The organism is Actinomadura soli, from assembly GCF_005889715.1.
Taxonomy (GTDB): Bacteria; Actinomycetota; Actinomycetes; order Streptosporangiales; family Streptosporangiaceae; genus Spirillospora; species Spirillospora soli.
Genome location: NZ_VCKW01000190.1, coordinates 1 through 16,887 on the forward strand (window position 1 = coordinate 1; position 16,887 = coordinate 16,887).

At 70.7% G+C, this 16,887-nt stretch carries 17 protein-coding genes and 1 tRNA gene; 5 read left to right on the forward strand and 13 right to left on the reverse strand.

All coding sequences use genetic code 11. The annotated features are described in order from the left end of the window. Positions 1–890 precede the first annotated feature (890 nt). Positions 891–1,439, forward strand: coding sequence for a dihydrofolate reductase family protein (locus ETD83_RS29345; protein WP_138648455.1), 549 nt, complete (start codon positions 891–893; stop codon positions 1,437–1,439). 374 nt (positions 1,440–1,813) lie between these two features. Here the strand turns inward: ETD83_RS29345 and ETD83_RS29350 are convergent. Beyond that, positions 1,814–1,895: transfer RNA gene (locus ETD83_RS29350), tRNA-Tyr, on the reverse strand. A 137-nt stretch (positions 1,896–2,032) separates the two neighbouring features. On the opposite strand from ETD83_RS29350, the gene ETD83_RS29355 reads away from it, so the two are divergent. Then, the gene (locus ETD83_RS29355) at positions 2,033–2,521 is read left to right on the forward strand and encodes a YajQ family cyclic di-GMP-binding protein (protein WP_138648456.1); all 489 of its coding nucleotides are present in this window, start codon (positions 2,033–2,035) and stop codon (positions 2,519–2,521) included. 58 nt (positions 2,522–2,579) lie between these two features. Here ETD83_RS29355 and ETD83_RS29360 read toward each other — a convergent pair whose 3' ends face one another. Further along, positions 2,580–2,855 (reverse strand): helix-turn-helix domain-containing protein, encoded by a 276-nt coding sequence (locus tag ETD83_RS29360; RefSeq protein ID WP_138648457.1) that lies wholly within the window; start codon positions 2,853–2,855, stop codon positions 2,580–2,582. 35 nt (positions 2,856–2,890) lie between these two features. Here ETD83_RS29360 and map point away from each other — a divergent pair, with 35 nt between their 5' ends. After that, positions 2,891–3,658: a type I methionyl aminopeptidase gene (map, locus tag ETD83_RS29365; RefSeq protein ID WP_138648458.1), complete on the forward strand. Its 768-nt coding sequence runs from the start codon at positions 2,891–2,893 to the stop codon at positions 3,656–3,658. 19 nt (positions 3,659–3,677) lie between these two features. On the opposite strand, the gene htpX is transcribed toward map, so the two are convergent. The 7 genes from htpX to ETD83_RS29400 form a co-directional block, all read right to left on the reverse strand. Then, positions 3,678–4,535, reverse strand: coding sequence for a zinc metalloprotease HtpX (gene htpX / locus ETD83_RS29370; protein ID WP_205717948.1), 858 nt, complete (start codon positions 4,533–4,535; stop codon positions 3,678–3,680). A gap of 65 nt (positions 4,536–4,600) precedes the next feature. After that, positions 4,601–6,088 (reverse strand): NADH-quinone oxidoreductase subunit N, encoded by a 1,488-nt coding sequence (locus tag ETD83_RS29375; RefSeq protein ID WP_138648460.1) that lies wholly within the window; start codon positions 6,086–6,088, stop codon positions 4,601–4,603. Then, positions 6,088–7,611, reverse strand: coding sequence for a complex I subunit 4 family protein (locus tag ETD83_RS29380; RefSeq protein WP_329602986.1), 1,524 nt, complete (start codon positions 7,609–7,611; stop codon positions 6,088–6,090). The genes ETD83_RS29375 and ETD83_RS29380 overlap by 1 nt, the downstream gene beginning before the upstream one ends. After that, positions 7,608–9,587, reverse strand: a complete 1,980-nt coding sequence (locus ETD83_RS29385; protein ID WP_138648461.1) for an NADH-quinone oxidoreductase subunit 5 family protein — start codon at positions 9,585–9,587, stop codon at positions 7,608–7,610. The genes ETD83_RS29380 and ETD83_RS29385 overlap by 4 nt, the downstream gene beginning before the upstream one ends. Then, positions 9,584–9,985 (reverse strand): NADH-quinone oxidoreductase subunit NuoK, encoded by a 402-nt coding sequence (nuoK, locus tag ETD83_RS29390; RefSeq protein WP_138648462.1) that lies wholly within the window; start codon positions 9,983–9,985, stop codon positions 9,584–9,586. Before nuoK ends, ETD83_RS29385 begins: the two co-directional genes overlap by 4 nt. Next, complete coding sequence (locus ETD83_RS29395; RefSeq protein ID WP_138648463.1) at positions 9,985–10,524, reverse strand: NADH-quinone oxidoreductase subunit J family protein; 540 nt, start codon at positions 10,522–10,524, stop codon at positions 9,985–9,987. The genes nuoK and ETD83_RS29395 overlap by 1 nt, the downstream gene beginning before the upstream one ends. A 58-nt stretch (positions 10,525–10,582) precedes the next feature. Beyond that, positions 10,583–11,029: a 4Fe-4S binding protein gene (locus ETD83_RS29400; protein WP_230421271.1), complete on the reverse strand. Its 447-nt coding sequence runs from the start codon at positions 11,027–11,029 to the stop codon at positions 10,583–10,585. A 204-nt stretch (positions 11,030–11,233) separates the two neighbouring features. On the opposite strand from ETD83_RS29400, the gene ETD83_RS29405 reads away from it, so the two are divergent. Continuing rightward, positions 11,234–11,998 carry a ComEA family DNA-binding protein gene (locus ETD83_RS29405; RefSeq protein WP_138648465.1) on the forward strand — a complete coding sequence of 255 codons (765 nt, stop codon included), beginning with the start codon at positions 11,234–11,236 and terminating at the stop codon, positions 11,996–11,998. 37 nt (positions 11,999–12,035) lie between these two features. Here ETD83_RS29405 and ETD83_RS29410 read toward each other — a convergent pair whose 3' ends face one another. The 4 genes from ETD83_RS29410 to ETD83_RS29425 form a co-directional block, all read right to left on the reverse strand. Beyond that, entirely contained in the window at positions 12,036–12,989 is a 954-nt protein-coding gene (locus tag ETD83_RS29410; protein ID WP_138648466.1) for a complex I subunit 1/NuoH family protein, read from the reverse strand. Further along, positions 12,982–13,653: an NADH-quinone oxidoreductase subunit C gene (locus ETD83_RS29415; protein ID WP_230421272.1), complete on the reverse strand. Its 672-nt coding sequence runs from the start codon at positions 13,651–13,653 to the stop codon at positions 12,982–12,984. The genes ETD83_RS29410 and ETD83_RS29415 overlap by 8 nt, the downstream gene beginning before the upstream one ends. Further along, entirely contained in the window at positions 13,650–14,615 is a 966-nt protein-coding gene (gene nuoB / locus ETD83_RS46315) for an NADH-quinone oxidoreductase subunit B (RefSeq protein WP_138648467.1), read from the reverse strand. Before nuoB ends, ETD83_RS29415 begins: the two co-directional genes overlap by 4 nt. Positions 14,616–14,695: 80 nt before the next feature. Next, the gene (locus tag ETD83_RS29425; protein ID WP_230421273.1) at positions 14,696–15,067 is read right to left on the reverse strand and encodes an NADH-quinone oxidoreductase subunit A; all 372 of its coding nucleotides are present in this window, start codon (positions 15,065–15,067) and stop codon (positions 14,696–14,698) included. A 284-nt stretch (positions 15,068–15,351) separates the two neighbouring features. On the opposite strand from ETD83_RS29425, the gene ETD83_RS29430 reads away from it, so the two are divergent. After that, positions 15,352–16,524 (forward strand): hypothetical protein, encoded by a 1,173-nt coding sequence (locus tag ETD83_RS29430; RefSeq protein ID WP_230421274.1) that lies wholly within the window; start codon positions 15,352–15,354, stop codon positions 16,522–16,524. Positions 16,525–16,887: the final 363 nt, after the last annotated feature.

The window sequence follows — 16,887 nt, forward strand, 5'->3', positions numbered from 1 at the left end:
CCGCCCCCGCCTCCCCGGCGAGCAGATGTGCACCCAAGAACCCCCCGGCCTGCTTCTTCGCTAAATGTCTTCTCCCTCCAGAGCACATCGGGTGAGGCGTACCTGACCACGTTCGAGGCGGACGAAGGACCGTCCCGCCATCCGTCTCGTGGAACGTCATGCCATTCGGAGTCTGGGGACCCGTGGCAGTACGCGCCCTGCTTCACGAAGTCGGCGTGTCCTACCGGAGACGCGTTCGAATTTCCTGGGGAGATACGCTTCCGCTGTCCCGACAACAGGTGCTCCGGGGTGCCCGAGGCCCATGCGGCCGAACCGGCGGGAGTAAGAGGCGGCTCACGGGGCGGCCGCACGCGTGACGTGCGATCGCCGTTCCTGGCTAGTCCCCACCGGACCCGGCCTCTGGGCGACGGCGCGGGACCCGTACGCTGCCGCCGACTGGTCGACGCGACGAAGGCACGATGGCCGGCACGGTGACCTGCGGAACGCACCGGATCCCATCCGCAAACGTTCCGCGACCACTGGCGAACGGATGCCTCCGGCGGCTGGCCGGGGGGCATGGGACGCGAACAGCCTTCGACCGTTTGCACAGGTCAGGGGCTGTTCCTGGTGGGTGGCGGGCCCAGGATTCGAACCTGGGTAGGCTGAGCCGACGGATTCACAGCCCGTCATGTTCTTGGAACCTCACGGGCGCCGACCTGCTTAGAAGCGGCGTCCGGCATGCTCGTGGTCGTCAACGATTCTGCCTCTGCTCTGGCTCCCGTGTGAGGCTCAGCCTTCCGGCGCTCTGGAGCCGTAAACAAACCGTAAACCGGTACCGCCATCCTTAAGGCACATGAGCGGCAGGCCGGGCAGGCCGATCGCCTTCGAGACCGGATCAACACGGAGGAACCATGCGAAAGCTCGTCGAGTCGACGTTCGTGACACTAGACGGAGTGATCTCTTCGCCGGAGAAGTGGGGCCCGCCCTACTGGGACGAGGAGCACTCGGGATACAGCGATGAACTCTTCTCCGCCTCCGACGCCCTCCTGTTGGGACGTGTGACCTACGAGGCGTTCGCGCAGGTCTGGCCACAGATGGAGCGGTCCGAGGGCGACTACGCCTCCCGGATGAACGCCCTCCCCAAGCACGTCGCCTCCAGAAGTCTGAAGCAGGAGCAGGCCACGTGGAACGCCACGATCATCGAGGGCGACGTCGCCACCGAGGTCGCCAAGCTGAAGGAACTCCCGGGCAAGAACATCCTGAAGTACGGGACCGGAGAACTCGACCGCACGCTCCTGGAACACAAGCTGGTGGATGAGTACCACTTCTGGATATTCCCCGTCGTGTCCGGCAGCGGCGAGCGCCTCTTCGACGGGTTCGACACCAGCCACCTGAAGCTGGTGAGGTCCACACCGTTCGCCTCGGGCATCGTCGTCCACGTCTACCAACCGAAGCAGTAATCGACAGACCTTCGGCACGCGGGTCTCGCTGCGCCTCAACTCCGGTGTTCCGGCAACTGAGGTCGCCGAGCGTGCGGGCCATTGGTGCAGGTCTACGCGAAGTGCGTCCTGGGCCAGCACGACCGGGCGAACCAGCGAATCGACGATGCGCTCGATGACTGATCCGACCTACCCTCAAGGGGCTTCGGTTTGCGCCGGAGCCCCTTCGCCGTTCCCGGCGCGCCCTACGGGGACACGCTCGGATTCATTCCGCGCATATTCCGGAGACCAGTGACATCCGGCGGCGTTCGGTGGCATCTGGCTGCATGCGTCGGACCTTGGAACGCGAACAGCCTCCGACCGTTTGCACAGGTCAGAGGCTGTTTCTGATGGGGTGGCGGGTCCAGGATTCGAACCTGGGTAGGCTAAGCCGACGGATTTACAGTCCGCTCCCATTGGCCACTCGGGCAACCCGCCGTGGCGTCGCTGTCGCGACGGCACTGGAAAGGATAGCGGACGGTGGGAGCGGGTGTGACATCGAGCCGGGTGTGGGCTTGATCGGCGGGCGCTAGGCTCTCTGGGTCGTGAACAGGGCTGGTTAGGGGATGTGTGCGATGAGCGATAGTTCCTTTGACATCGTGAGCAAGCTCGACCGGCAGGAGGTCGACAACGCGGTGAATCAGGCCGCCAAGGAGGTGGCGAACCGGTTCGACTTCAGGAACGTGGACGCGGGGATCAAGTGGTCGGGGGAGTCGATCGAGATCCAGGCGAACACGGAGGAGCGGGCGAACGCGGTGCTGGACGTGTTCAAGGACAAGCTCGTGAAGCGGGGGATCTCGCTGAAGGCGATCGACGCGGGCGAGCCGAAGCTGTCGGGGAAGGTGCACAAGCTGGGCGTGGCGCTGAAGGAGGGCATCGCCCAGGAGGACGCCAAGAAGATCGGCAAGATCATCCGGGACGAGGGGCCCCGGGGCGTCAAGGCGCAGATCCAGGGGGACGAGCTGCGGGTCAGCTCGAAGAAGAAGGACGATCTGCAGGACGTCATCGCGCTGCTCAAGGGCAAGGATCTTGACGTGGCCCTGCAGTTCGTGAACTACCGGTAGGACGTAGGGAGCGCGCCGGCCCCATCCCCCGCAGAAGTGGCCGGCGCGCTCTCGGGTGTTATGACGCCGCTGACTCCGGGATGGTTCGGTCGAATTCAGCCAGTTTCTTGGCGAGGTCGGTGAGGTCGATGTCCAGGACGCGGGCCAGGGACGCGACGGTGTAGAACGCGGGGACGGCGATGGCGCCGCGTTCGATCTTGCGGAGGGTGTCGAGGGAGATGCCGGCCTCGGCGGCGACGGCGGCGGCCGGGCGGGGGCCTCGGGCGGCGCGGAGGATCTGGCCGAGGGCCTTGCCGCGGTCGCGCTGTTCGTCGGTGAGCGGGGTACGGACCATGCGAGCATTGTAATACTGGTATTAAAATCTTCTGCATGGTGACCTATCGAAGCCCACGGGAGTGGGAGCTCATGCGCGACGCGGGGCGGATCGTCGCCCGGATTCTGGCGAGTGCGCGGGACGTGGCGGAGCCCGGTGTGGCGCTGGCCGAGCTGGACGCGGTGGCGGGGAGGGTGCTCAAGGAGCATGGCGCCACGTCGCCGTTCCTGCACTACAAGCCCCAGTGGGCGCCGATGCCGTATCCGGCGAACATCTGTGTGTCGGTCAATGACGTGGTGGTCCACGGCATCCCGGACGGGGCCGTGCTGAAGGACGGGGATCTCGTCACGGTCGACGGTGGGGCGAAGATCGGGGGGTACTGCGGCGACGCGGCGATCTCGTTCATGGTCGGGACGGCCGATGGCGATGGTCTGCGGCTCATCGAGACGACTCGGGCCGCTCTGGAGAGGGGCATCGCGGCGGCCGTGCCCGGGAACCGGATCGGGGACGTCGCGGCGGCCATCGAGGGCACGGCGAGGGCGGCGGGGTACGGCATCGCGGACGGGTCCGGCGGGCATGGGATCGGGACGGAGATGCACGAGGATCCGTCCGTGCCCAACAAGGGGCGTCCCGGGCGCGGAATGAAGATCAGGGAAGGGCTGACGATCGCGATCGAGCCGCTGGTCACCGAGAGCGGGCGGGACGCGACCCGGGTTCTGGAGGACGGCTGGTCGGTGGCGACCGCCGATGGGAGCCGGGCGGCGCATTTCGAGCATTCGGTGGCGATCACCGCGGCGGGGCCGATGATCCTTACGGCGCCCTAGCGGCGGCGGGGCCGAGCGCCTAGCGGCGGTGGCCGGCCATGCGTTCCAGGCGGGCGATGCGGTCGGCGGTCGGGGGGTGGGTGGAGAAGAGCTTTCCGATGCCCGCGCCGGCGAACGGGTTGGCGATCATCAGGGAGCTGGTGGTGGCGAGTTCGGGGTCCTGCGGCAGCGGCATGGCGCGGGTGCCCGCCTCGATCTTGCGGAGGGCGGAGGCGAGGGCGAGCGGGTCGCCGGTGAGGCGGGCACCGGCGGCGTCGGCGGAGTATTCGCGGGTGCGGCTGATCGCCATCTGGACCACGGCGGCGGCGACCGGGCCGAGGACGAGCATCAGGAGGGCGCCGAAGAGGCCGGGGCCTTCGTCGTCGTCGGAGCGGCCGATCGGGATGAAGATCGCCAGGTGGGACAGGTAGGTGATCACGGTGGCGATGGCGGCGGCGACGGACGAGATGAGGATGTCGCGGTTGTAGACGTGGGACAGCTCGTGTCCGAGGACGGCGCGCAGTTCGCGCTCGTCCAGCATCTGCAGGATGCCGCGGGTGCAGCAGACGGCGGCGTTGCGCGGGTTGCGCCCGGTGGCGAACGCGTTGGGCTGCCGGGTCTCGGAGACGAACAGGCGCGGCATCGGCTGGTGCGCGGAGGTCGCCAGTTCCCGGACGAGCCGGTACAGCATCGGCGCCTCGACCTCGCCGACCTGGTGGGCGCGCATGGAGCGCAGGGCGATCCGGTCGCTGAACACGTACGCGACGCCGTTGGTGGCGAGCGCGATGATCAGCGCGATCGTCAGCCCGGCGCCGCCGCCGATCAGCCATCCGGCCGCCAGCATCAACGCCGACAGCGTGCCGATCAGCGCCGCCGTCTTGACGCCGTTGAACTGCACTTCCGCCTGCCTCCCCGTTGGACCCCGCATGATTAATAACGGGTTGACCTGGGTCAACGTTCCCATTAGGTGGCTTGAGTCACCGTTTGTAGGACGATTTGCGGGGCGGCTGAGAGTACAAGCGCGGCGGTGGCAGTTGCGGTGATCGCGGCGCGGACGGGCAACCCGGGCGCCGGGTCGTAGGACGGACCGGACGCGGGTGTGAACAGGCGGACGGCCCAGACGAGGTAGTAGTACAGGCCGATCGCCGTGTTGATCGCCATCACGACGGCCAGCCAGGTGACGCCGCCCGCGACGGTGGCGCGGAACACGACGACCTTGGCGAACAGTCCCATCACGCCGGGCGGCAGGCCGGCGAGGCAGATGAGGAAGAACGCGAGGGCGGTGGCGACGGCGGGGCTGCGGCGGGCGAGGCCGCGGTAGTCGTCGAGGGCGTCCCACGAGGCGCTCAGGGGCGCGGTGCGGCGGCGGAAGCCGATCACCACGGCGAACGCGCCCAGGTTCATGACGGCGTACAGGGCGACGTAGGCGGTGGTGGCGGCGACGGCCTCCGGGAGCCGGTCGTCGCCGACCGACAGCGGCGCGAGCATGTAGCCGGACTGGGCGACCGACGACCAGGCGAGGAGGCGGATCGCGGTCCGCTGGCGGAGTGCGACGAGGTTGCCGACGGTCATGGTGAGGGCGGCGATGACGGCGATCACCGGACCCCACACGTGCGCGTACGCGGGCAGGCCGAGCGCCAGGACGATCGCCAGGCCCGCGAACCCGGCCGCCTTCGACACGACGGACAGGAACGCCGCGACGGGCAGCGGGGAGCCCTGGTAGACGTCCGGCGCCCAGAAGTGGAACGGGACGGCGGCGACCTTGAACGCGAACCCGGCGAGGACGAGGACGGAGCCGGCGGTGGCGACCGGGTCGAGGTCCGAGGGCAGCCGGGACAGCGCGGGGGCGATGCGGTCGAGGTGCATGGCACCGGTCGCGCCGTACACGAGGCTGATCCCGAACAGCATGACCGCGGTGGAGACCACGGAGACGAGGAAGAGCTTCAGCGCGGCCTCGGACGCCGTCCCGTCGTAGCGGCGGAGGGCCACGAGCGCGAACACCGGCAGGGAGAGGGTCTCCAGCGCGACGAGGAGGAGGACGAGGTCGCGGGCGGCGACGAGGGTGAGCGCGCCGATGACGGCGGCGAGAAGGAGGAAGTGGTACTCCCCCACCGGCATCTTCGAGTCGGTGATCTCTTGCAGGGAGAGAAGGACGACGACGACCGCGGCGCCTAGGACGATGCCCTGGAACAGGAGAGTGAAGTCGTCGGCCACGTAGGAGCAGGAGCGCGGGCCGTTGCCGCGCAGGCCGTCCGGGAGGCAGAGGGTGTCGCGGCGGTCGCCGAAGGCCAGGGCGACGACGGCGATCAGCGCGGCGGCGAGCGCACCGCCGCTCAGCAGGGACAGGACGCGGCGGGACGCGTCGAAGGCGTCGGCGAGGAGCAGCCCGATCGCGGCGACGGCGAGGATCAGCGGCGGCGCGAGCGCCGCGTAGTCGATGCTCTGGATCATCAGCCGCCTCCGAACAGGGCGCGGACGGGCTCGGTGGTCACGTCCAGCAGGGTCTTCGGCCAGAGGCCGACGAGCAGCGTGAGCGCGATCAGCGGGGTCCAGGCCGCGTACTCCTGCACCGAGACCGCCGCCGGGCCGCTGAGGGCCGGGACGTTCCGGGGCTCAGCGGTGCCGTCGGACGGGCCGTGCGTGAGCTTGGAGAGCATGCGCAGGAAGTACGCGGCGGTGAGCACCGCGCCCAGTGCCGCAACCGCCATGAACGTCACGAACGTCTCGCGCGGCAGGTCGGCGTGCGGACGGTACGCGCCGAGCAGCGCGAGCATCTCGCCCCAGAACCCGGCGAGGCCCGGCAGGCCGAGCGACGCGACGGACGCGAACGTCAGGATCGACGCGAGCCGCGGGGACGTGCCGAGCATGCCGCCGCCGAGCGCGTTCATGTCGGCGGTGCCCCAGCGTTCCTTGACCGACCCGGCGAGGAAGAACAGCAGGCTGGTGATCAGGCCGTGCGCGATGTTGCCGAACAGCGCGGCGTTGACGCCGACCGGGGTGAGCGTCGCGATGCCGAGCAGGACGAAGCCCATGTGGCCGACCGAGGAGTAGGCGATCATCCGTTTCAGGTCGCGCTGGGCGAGGCAGGCCAGCGCGCCGTAGATGATCCCGATGACGGCGAGGAGGCCGAGCCAGGGGGCCCAGAACTCCGCTCCGTCCGGTGCGAGGGGAAGGGCGACGCGGACGAGCCCGTACGTGCCCATCTTCAGCAGCACCCCGGCGAGCAGCACGGACCCGACGGTCGGGGCCTCGGTGTGCGCGTCCGGCAGCCAGGTGTGCAGCGGCCACATCGGCGCCTTGACCGCGAACCCGAGGCCCATCAGCGCGAACGCCGTGACCTGCAGGCCGTGCGACAGGCCCGAACCGTGCCGGGCGGCCAGCTCCGTCATGTCGAGCGTGCCCGCCTTCGCGCCGACGAGCAGCATCCCGGCGAGGAGCAGGCCGGAGCCGAGGAGCGTATACAGGATGAACTTGGTGGCGGCGGCGCGGCGGCCCGTCCCGCCCCACAGCATGATCACCGCGTACATGGGGATCAGGACGGTCTCGAAGAACACGAAGAACAGCACGAGGTCGAGGGCGGCGAACGTGCCGATCAGCCCGATCTCCAGGACGAGCAGCAGCGCCGTGAGCAGCCGGATCCGGCCGCCTTCCGGCGGGTGGCGCAGCGTGTAGAGGAAGCACAGGAACGTCAGCAGCGCGGTCAGGACGACGAGGGGCAGCGAGATCCCGTCCACGCCGAGGTGGAAGCGCAGCCCGATCGCGGAGGCCCATTCGCGGTCGACCTCGAGCTGCATGCGGGACGTGGCGCCGAAGTCGAACGCCGTCGCGGCGGAGATCGCGACGAGCAGCGTCGCGCCGGACACCGCCGTCCCGAACACCCGGACCGCGACGTCGGTGCGCAGGAACCGGTTCGCCGGGACGAGCATCGCCAGCGCCCCGACCAGGGGGATCGCCATCATGAGCACGAAGATCACAGGAAGATCACCACCCCGGCCACGATGACGACGACACCGGCGAGCAGGCCGGTCAGGTAGTTCTGCACGTTGCCGTTCTGCGGGACGCGGAGGATCCCGCCGAGCCGTCGCGCGCCGCGCCCGGCCCCGACGACGGCGCCGTCCACGCGGCGGCCGTCGAAGACCACGACCTGGCGGGCCAGGGCCTGGACGGGCCGGACGATCGCCATCGCGTACAGCTCGTCCACGTAGAAGGCCCGCGCGAAGACCGGACGGGCCGGGCCAAGCGCGCGCGCAGGATCCAGTGCGGGGTCACGGTTCCAGACAAGGAACGCGGCACCGCCGCCGAGCACGACCAGCAGGAGGCTCAGCAGCGCGGCCCCCACGTGCGGGCGCAGTTCCTCCGCCCCGAGCCCGAAGAAACCGAGGATCGCGGCGGGGACGGCCAGCACGCCGACCGTCCACGACATGAACCTGGACGGTTCGCGGACCTCGTACGTCCCGCGCGGCTCGCCGAAGAACGTCATCAGCCACGCGCGCATCGCGTACGCCGCCGTCAGCGCGACCGTCAGCAGCAACCCCAGATAGACCAGCCACGCCACCCCGCCCGGCACGTCCACGTGGGTCGTCCGGTATGCCACCTCCGGAAGCGGCGCGACAGGATCCGCCCGCTCCACGTAAAGGGGTGTGTATGCGAACCAACCGGTAGGGGCGGTGAACGCGGAGGACGATTCGCCGCCGTGGAGGGCGGCGTGCTGGGCGGCCTCGATGACCGAGTCCTTGCTGAACCAGCCGCTGAACGGCGGGACGCCCGCGAGCGCGGCCAGGCCGACGGTCATCGACCAGAACGTGATGGGCATGCCGCGCCGGAGCCCGCCGTAGTGCGCCAGCATGTTGGAGCCCGCCACGACGATCACGCATCCGGCGGCGAGGAACAGCAGCGCCTTGAACGCGCCGTGCGTCAGCAGGTGGAAGATCGCGGCGGACTCGGCGCCGACCGCGAGCCCGGCGGCCATCACGGCGAGCTGGCTGATCGTCGAATACGCCAGGACGCGTTTCAGATCGTCCTGCGCCAGCGCCGCGAGGGCCGAGCCGACCATGGAGATCACCGCGACGACACCGAGCACCGCCAGCGCGGCCGGGGCCGCCACGAACACCGCGTACAGCCGCGCGACGACGTAGACGCCCGCCGCGACCATCGTCGCCGCGTGGATGAGGGCGCTGATCGGGGTCGGGCCCGCCATCGCGTCCGGGAGCCAGGTGTGCAGCGGGAACTGCGCGCTCTTGCCCGCGACGCCCGCGAGCAGCAGCAGCGCCGCCGCGGTCACGGTCGTGTCGGGGAGGGCGCCGGCCTTGCGCAGGATCTCGTCGATCTCGAACGTGCCCGCGCCGATGCCGAGGACCAGGATCCCGATCAGGAAGCCGACGTCGCCGAGCCGGGTGACGAGGAACGCCTTCACCGCCGCCCGCGAGTTCGCCCGGTCCTCCCAGTGGTGGCCGATCAGGAAGTACGAGCAGATGCCCATGACCTCCCAGCCCGCGTACAGGATGAGAAGGTCGCCGGCGTAGACGACCAGCAGCATCGCCGCCGTGAACAGCGAAATGAACGCGGCGTAGGACGAGTAGCGCCTGTCGTCCCTCATGTAGGCGATCGAGTACACCTGCACGGCGAGCGCGACGCAGCAGACCATGAGGCCGACGACGGCGGACAGCCCGTCCACCTGCAGCCCGACCCGGATCGGCACCGAGCCGGTCTCGATGAGCGTGAGCGTGCCCGTCCGCTCGCCGGGGTCGCGCCACACGGCGAACGCGGCGAACGCGGCGAGGACGAGCGACACCGCGATCGGCAGGCACGCGATCAGCGCGGGGCCGTTGCGAAGCGGGGCCGAGCCGCCGGGGCGGCCGCCGAGGAGGCGGGTCAGGGACGGGCCGAGCAGCATCCCCGCGAACGCGGCGAGGAACGGCAGCAGGGCCACCAGCGAGGCGAGCCAGATCACGGGGCGGCCTCCTCGACCGCCTCGGCCTCCGGTTCGGCCTCCGGTTCGGCCTCCGGTTCAGCGGGAGCGGCGGGCTCGGCGGGACGGGACGGGTCCTCCGCCAGGGCGCGCAGGCGGTCGACGTCCACCATCTGCCGGTTCCGGTACACCAGCAGGACGATCGCCAGGCCCAGCCCGATCTCCGCCGCCGCGATCACGATGGTGAACAGCGTGAGGACCTGCCCGCCGTGCAGGCGGTCCCGGTACCAGATGTCGAACGTGACGAGGTTGAGGTTCACCGCGTTCAGCATCAGCTCGACCGACATCAGGACGAGGATCGCGTTGCGGCGCGCCAGCACCCCGTACACGCCCACGGAGAACAGCAGCGCGGCGACGACCGTCGGGTAGGCGAGATGCATCAGCCCTCCTCATCCGCGGCGGCCCCGGCCTCGGGGCGGGCGCGGATGTCGGAGCGGGACAGGACGATGGCGCCGACCAGCGACGCGAGCAGCAGCACCGACAGCACCTCGAACGGCAGCACCCACGTCCGGAACACGGCGGCGCCGAGCTCCTCCGCCGAGCCGCCGCCCGCGCGCAGCGGCATCCGCTCGTCCCGGAACCCCATGACCACCACGGTCACCAGGGCGGCGGCGGTGGCGACGGCGACGGCAGCAGCGGCCCACCGGTTGCCGGAGTCGAGATCGGCGGACTCGCCGATCGGCGCCCGCGTCAGCATGATCCCGAACAGCAGCAGCACGACGATCGCGCCGACGTAGATCAGCACCTGCACCCAGGCGACGAACTCCGCGGTGAGGACGAGGTAGCCGCCCGCGAGCGCGCCGAACGACACCACCAGCCACAGCGCCGCGTGGACGAGGTTCCGCGTCGTCACCACCAGGATCGCGGCCCCGACGGCGACGACGCCGAGCAGCGCGAACACGATCTCCTGGCCGCTCATGCCCGCCTCCCGCGGGGGCCGCGGGAGGCGGCCCCGCACCCCTCCCGGTCCGCTTCGCTCACGTCCGCTCCCCTCGCGGAGGGCGGGCGCCCCGGGCGGCGGCCTTCTCCGCGGCGGCCACTTCCTTCGGCGGTTCGGCGGACGGGTCGTGCGCCTGCGGCGGCGGGACCGTCCACATCCATTCCCGCAGCCGGTCCTTCTCGTGGGTCAGCTCCGCGATGTCGTACTCGGCGTACTCGAACTCCGGCGACCAGAACAGCGCGTCGAAGGGGCACGCCTCGATGCAGATCCCGCAGTACATGCAGAGCGCGAAGTCGATCGCGAACCGGTCGAGGACGTTGCGGGTCCGGGGCCGTCCGGCGCCTTCGGCCGGGAGCGTCTCCTTGTGCGAGTCGATGTAGATGCACCAGTCGGGACACTCGCGGGCGCACAGCATGCAGACGGTGCAGTTCTCCTCGAAAAGCGCGATGACGCCCCTGCTGCGCGGAGGCAGATCAGGCTGCACTTCCGGGTATTGACGCGTTATGGAACGCCGCGTCATCGTTCGCAACGTGACCGCCAGCCCCTTGGCCAGCCCGCCTCCTGGTAGCCGTCCCACGCGCCCCATGATTGCGCACGATCGCCTCCGGGGGAACGCGCTCGGGTTCGCGTTCGTCCAACCAGGCATAGGCCCCGAGGTCATGGCGGGGGTCGCGGGCAGGGAGGGCATGTGAGTCAGCACGCGGACCACCCTCGGCGCCGCCCCGCACAGCGGCCGTACGGCGGGCCGGCCGGCTGGCGTCCCCCGTATCCGGGGCCGCCCGTCCCGCCGGTTCCGCCGATGCCGCCCGCCCCGATCGCGCCGAGCGAGACGGCACGCGGGATCCTGTGGGCGTTCGTGCCGTTCATCACGCTCGGGTACGGGACGCCGATCTCGTTCCTGTACGCGGCCATCCGGCGGGGGTCGTGGAACCTCGGCGCGACGGCGGCCGGATACGGCGTCGGGACGGCCGGAGTCATCACGCTCCTGCAGATGGAGAACCCGGTCCTCATCGTGCTCGGCACGTTCGTCGCGGTCCTGCTGTGGATCGCGGGCACCGCGCACGCGTTCGCCGTGCGGTCGTCCGTCTTCCCCCGCGAGGTGCCGCGCAACCGCCTCAACGAGCACGCGATCGAGGTCGCCAAGTACCGCAGGTCGCTGCGCGAGGAGGCCCGCGCGCTCGCCGCCGAGGACCCTGCGCTCGCCCGCGAGCTGCGGATCGGCCGCCCGGACGTGCCCCGCACCTACGACGACGGCGGGCTCGTGGACGTCAACCACGTGCCGGAGGAGATCCTCGCCGCGCTGCCCGGCATGACGCCCGAGCTGGCGGAGCGGGTCGTCCGCCGCCGCGAGGAGCAGGGCGGATTCGTGTCCGCCGAGGAGATGGCGGTGGACGCCGACATCCCGCCGGACGTCCTCCCGGAGATGGCCGACTTCACCATCTTCCTCACGTGACCGGCCCTGGTCAGCGGTTCAGCGGGCGGTCAGGGGTTCAGAGGGCGACCTTGAGGACGCCGGTGAGCGCGAGCTGCGCCAGCGAGAGCGGCACCAGCCACGCCCAGGCGAGTTTCTGCAGCTGGTCCTCGCGCATGCGGGGGTAGCTGACCCGCAGCCAGATCACGAGGAACGCCAGCACGCCGACCTTGATCAGCGTCCAGAGCCAGCCGAGCTCGGTGTCAAGGAACGGGCCCTTCCAGCCGCCGAGGAACAGCACCGTCGTCAGCCCGCACAGCACCACGATCCCGGCGTACTCGGCCAGCAGGAACAGCGCGAACCGCAGCCCGCCGTACTCCGTGTACGGGCCGAAGATGATCTCGGAGTCGGCGACCGGCATGTCGAACGGCGGGCGGCGCAGCTCGGCGAGCCCGGCGACGAAGAACACGACGGCCCCGATCGCCTGCCAGGGCAGCCAGTACCAGCGCCACTCGTCCACGACGCCCTGGAGCGAGAGCGTCCCGGCCGCCATCGCCACCGACGACGCCGCGAACACCATCGGCAGCTCGTAGGACATCAGCTGCGCGGCGACGCGCATCCCGCCGAGCAGCGAGTACTTGTTCGCGCTCGCCCAGCCCGCCATGATCGCGCCGATGACGCCGACGCCCATGACGGCGAGCGCGAAGAAGATCCCCGGCCCGAGGTCGAGCGCGACCTGCCCGCCGGGCCCGACCGGGATCACGAGCAGGACCAGCAGGTACGGGACGAGCGCCACGCCAGGGGCCAGCTTGAACACCCACCGGTCGGCGTCGCGCGGGACCACGTCCTCCTTCTGCGCGAACTTCACGCCGTCTGCGACGAGCTGTGCCCAGCCGTGGAAGGCGCCCGCGTACATGGGGCCGAGACGGCCCTGCATGTGGGCCATGACCTTGTGCTCGGCCTGCCCGACGAGCAGCGGCAGCAGCGCGAACGCGGCGGCGACCAGTGCCAGCTTGACGACGACCTCAAGCATCGGTCGCCTCCCCTTCCGGCCCTTCCGAGCCCGCGGAAGGTTCGCTCCGGCGGCCCGTGCGTTCCGTGCGGCCCGCGCGTTCCGCCGCGGCGCCCCAGGCGCCCTCGTCGGGCACGCCCGGCGGCCGGACGCGGCGGCGGCTCGGCGCGCCGTGGCCCGATTCGCCCGGTTCCTTGGCGCCCGGCCACGCCTTGGCGACGCGGGCGGCGAGCACGAAGTCCTTGCGGAGCGGATGGCCCTCGAACCCGTCCGGCAGCAGCAGCGGGACGAGGTTCGGATGGCCCTCGAACAGCACGCCGAACATCTCCGACGTCTCCCGCTCGTGCCACTCCGCCCCCCGGTAGACGCCCGTCGCCGTCGGCAGGACGGGCGCCGACTTCGAGACGCGCGTCCGGACCAACAGATGGTGGCGGCGCTCCAGCGAGTACACGTGGACGACGACGGCGAAGCCCTCGTCCAGCTCGTCCACGCCGGTCAGCCAGTCGAAGAAGCCGCAGGACAGGTCGTCGCGGGCGAAGGTCAGCGCGTCCAGCCAGTGCTCGTGCGGGACCCCGACGGCGAGGCCGCCGAACGTCTCCTCGGTGGTGATCTCGTCGCCGAAGCGGGCGGTCCAGGCGTCCACCAGCGCCTGCTGGACGGGCTGTCCCGCCGGCCCGGCGCTCACCGGTCGCGTCCGATCTCGTCGTCGTGGCCGTCGTCGGTCAGCCCCGGGATGATCGACGGATCGTGATCGTTCTCGGCGGCCCCGTCGTCGGCCACGGGCAGATCGGGCCTGGTCACGTCGTCGGCCGGGTGCACACCTGGCGGTATCTCCGGGACGACCGGCACCTCCACGGTCGGCGCGTCGGGCTCCGCGGCCGGCGCGTCGAGTATCGGAACCTCGGCCGTCTCGGCCGTCGCCGCCTCGGAGCCCTCGCCCGACGCGTCGGGTTCGGTGTCGCCAAGGTGCCAGACGGGCACGGTCTCGTCGTCCGGACCCGCCCCATTGGGGTCTTCGCGCCCCTCCGCAGCGCCGTCCGGGGTGGCCTCCGGGGGCGGCGGCTGGATCGGACGGCGCAGGACCGTCGCCGACAGCGGGCGCGGCGCGGGCGGCGGCGACACCGGTTCGCCGCCCAGCCCGTTCGCGGCGTAGCGGTCGCCGAGCGACTCGCCCGCGATCTTCTCCTGCAGCCGGACGATCCCGTGCAGCAGCGCCTCCGGGCGGGGCGGGCAGCCGGGGACGTACACGTCCACCGGGATGACCTGGTCGACGCCCTTCGTCACGCAGTAGGAGTCCCAGTACGGACCGCCGCAGTTGGAGCAGGCACCGAACGAGATGACGTACTTCGGCTCGGGCATCTGCTCGTACAGGCGGCGGACGGCGGGCGCCATCTTGTCGCTGACGGTGCCGGACACGACCATCAGATCGGCCTGCCGCGGGCCGGGCGCGAACGGGATGACGCCGAGCCGGATGAAGTCGTGCCGGCTCATCGAGGTGGCGATGAACTCGATGGCGCAGCAGGCCAGGCCGAAGTTGAAGACCCACAGCGAGTAGCGGCGTCCCCAGTTGAGCACGAACTTGACCGGCTTCGGCGCCAGCCGCGACAGCGGCCCGACGCTCGGCGGAGGTAGATCGATAGTGCCCACGGGAGCATTGTTACAGCCCGCCGCCGTCTGGCCAGAGGCTCGAGCGGATCAATCCGGACCGGACGCCGTACCCGGGACGGTCAGACCCAGGACAGGACGCCCTTCTTGCCCGCGTACGCGAGCCCGGCGGCGAGAAACGCCAGGAAGACGAACATCTCCCCCAGCGTCGTCGCGCCGTATCCGGGTGCGGAGAAGACCGTCGCCCAGGGGAAGAGGAACACGGCGTCCACGGCGAACACCACGTACAGGTAGGCGAACACGTAGTACCGCACGTACGAGTGCGCCCAGCCCTCGCCGACGGGGTCGACGCCGCATTCGTACGTGGTCAGCTTCTCGGCCGTCGGACGGTGCGGACGCAGCATCCGGTTCGCGGCGAGGCCGCCGACGACGATCCCGGCACCGACGATGAGCAGTACGACTACGACGACATATGTGTCGAAATAGTTATGCACCAGATCCTCCTCGCCTGCGTCGTACCAAGTATCCCCCGCAACGGCGTCCGGGGGAATGTGACCGTGTACCTCCACATCCGAGGCGCGCGATGTCATGGTTTTACTGCAGACTAGGCTTGGCATTGGGGTCAGTTGACCTGGAAGGACGTGACCAGATGAGCAACCCTCCGCCGCCCCCGGGGTGGGAGTCCCCGGGCGGTGCCTCCTGGCCGCCTCCGCCACCGCCCGCTGGGCCGGGCGGACCCGGTCCGGGCGGACCCGGAAGCCCAGGTGGGCCCGGGGGAGTGGGCGGGCCGGGAGCGCCGCCACCGCCCGGCGGCTTCGGCGGCCCGGGCACACCACCACCGTTCTTTCCACCGCCGCCCGGCAGCCCGATGGGCCCGGGCATGCCGCCGCCCCGGCGCAGCGGCGGCGGTGGCGCGCTGATCGCGGCGCTGCTCGGCGGCGGCCTCGTGGTCCTGGTTCTCATCGGCGTCGTGGTGTTCGTGGTGACCGCGAACAGCGGCAAGACGCCCGAGGAGAAGCTGACCGCCGCGGCGACCAGCATGGCCGCGGCCCGCGCCGTGGGGCTGAAGGGCACCTTCGGCGGCGCCGGAACGCTGAGCGGTGAGCTGAACGTCACCCGGGGCGGCCGCGCGGCCGGGGACGTCACCTGGAGCGGCAACCGCGTCACCGTCCTGTCGGCCGACGGCAAGCTGTTCGTGAAGGCCGACCAGTCCTACTGGAAGCGGGAGATCTCGTCCTCCGACGACGCGTTCTACCTGACCTCCGGCGAGCAGTGGGGCCGGCTGGACCCCGACGAGATCAACGTCGACTTCAAGGAGCAGCTGACCCCGGCGGCGCTGGCGAGCAAGATGCGCTCCGCGAGGTCGTCGACCATCAAGCCGCTCGAGACGACGTGGCAGGGTGAGAAGGCGCTGAAGTTCAGCTCGTTCTCGTCCACGATCTACATCAGCGACGAGGACGACGCCGAGCTGCTGCGCTTCGAGTCCACCACCCCGCGCGTCCGCGTGGACGTGACCCCGAAGAGCGCCGGCGACGCGTCGTCGATCATCTCGACGATGCGGACGAACATCGGCGAGCTGAAGGACTCCTTCAACGGCTCGGCGCAGCCGAGGGTCTCCGAGTGGAAGCGGGGCGGCTGCAACGGCGACTCCGGCTGCACGGTCGAGGCCAAGATCCGTCCGCCGTACGACGTGGAGACGCCGGTCACCATCGACGTCCGGTTCCGGATCACCGCCGGCACGCTGACCGGCCGGGACCTCGGCAACTGCACCACCCGCATCACGCTCACCAGCTCCACCCCGCAGTGGGCGAGCTGCCGCGTCAGCAGCAGCGCGTGGACGAGCTGGGCCAAGGCGAGCGGCGGGACCTTCTACAAGCACGCGTCGTACAAGGTGATCGGCGCCACGGCCGAGGAGGTCCAGTCGATGCAGAGCGGGCTCGACAGCGAGTGAGACGGCGGCCGAGCCGGCGGACGAACCGCAGGTGAGGCCGCGGTCGAAGCTCAGGTGAGGCGCCTCGCGCGCTGATCGCGACACCACGGGTGCCCGGTGGCGCTCTCCCCCTCGCGGGGAAAGCGCCGCCGGGCACCCTTATGCTCGTGAGGACGCCGCTCCAGGGCCGACGGCGCCCCTCCCCCTCGCAGCACGCACGTCGGCATCCCCCGGAGGACGCCTTCAGACCCTTGCTTTGGCCTGACTGTCGGGCCCGGAACCGGGCCCCGGAAGTGAGCAGAGTGAGTCCCCACGTGAGCCCTGATCAGGACGAGGCGTCATCGACGACCGCCTCCCAGCCCCCGCGAGGCACCCCCTACCCCG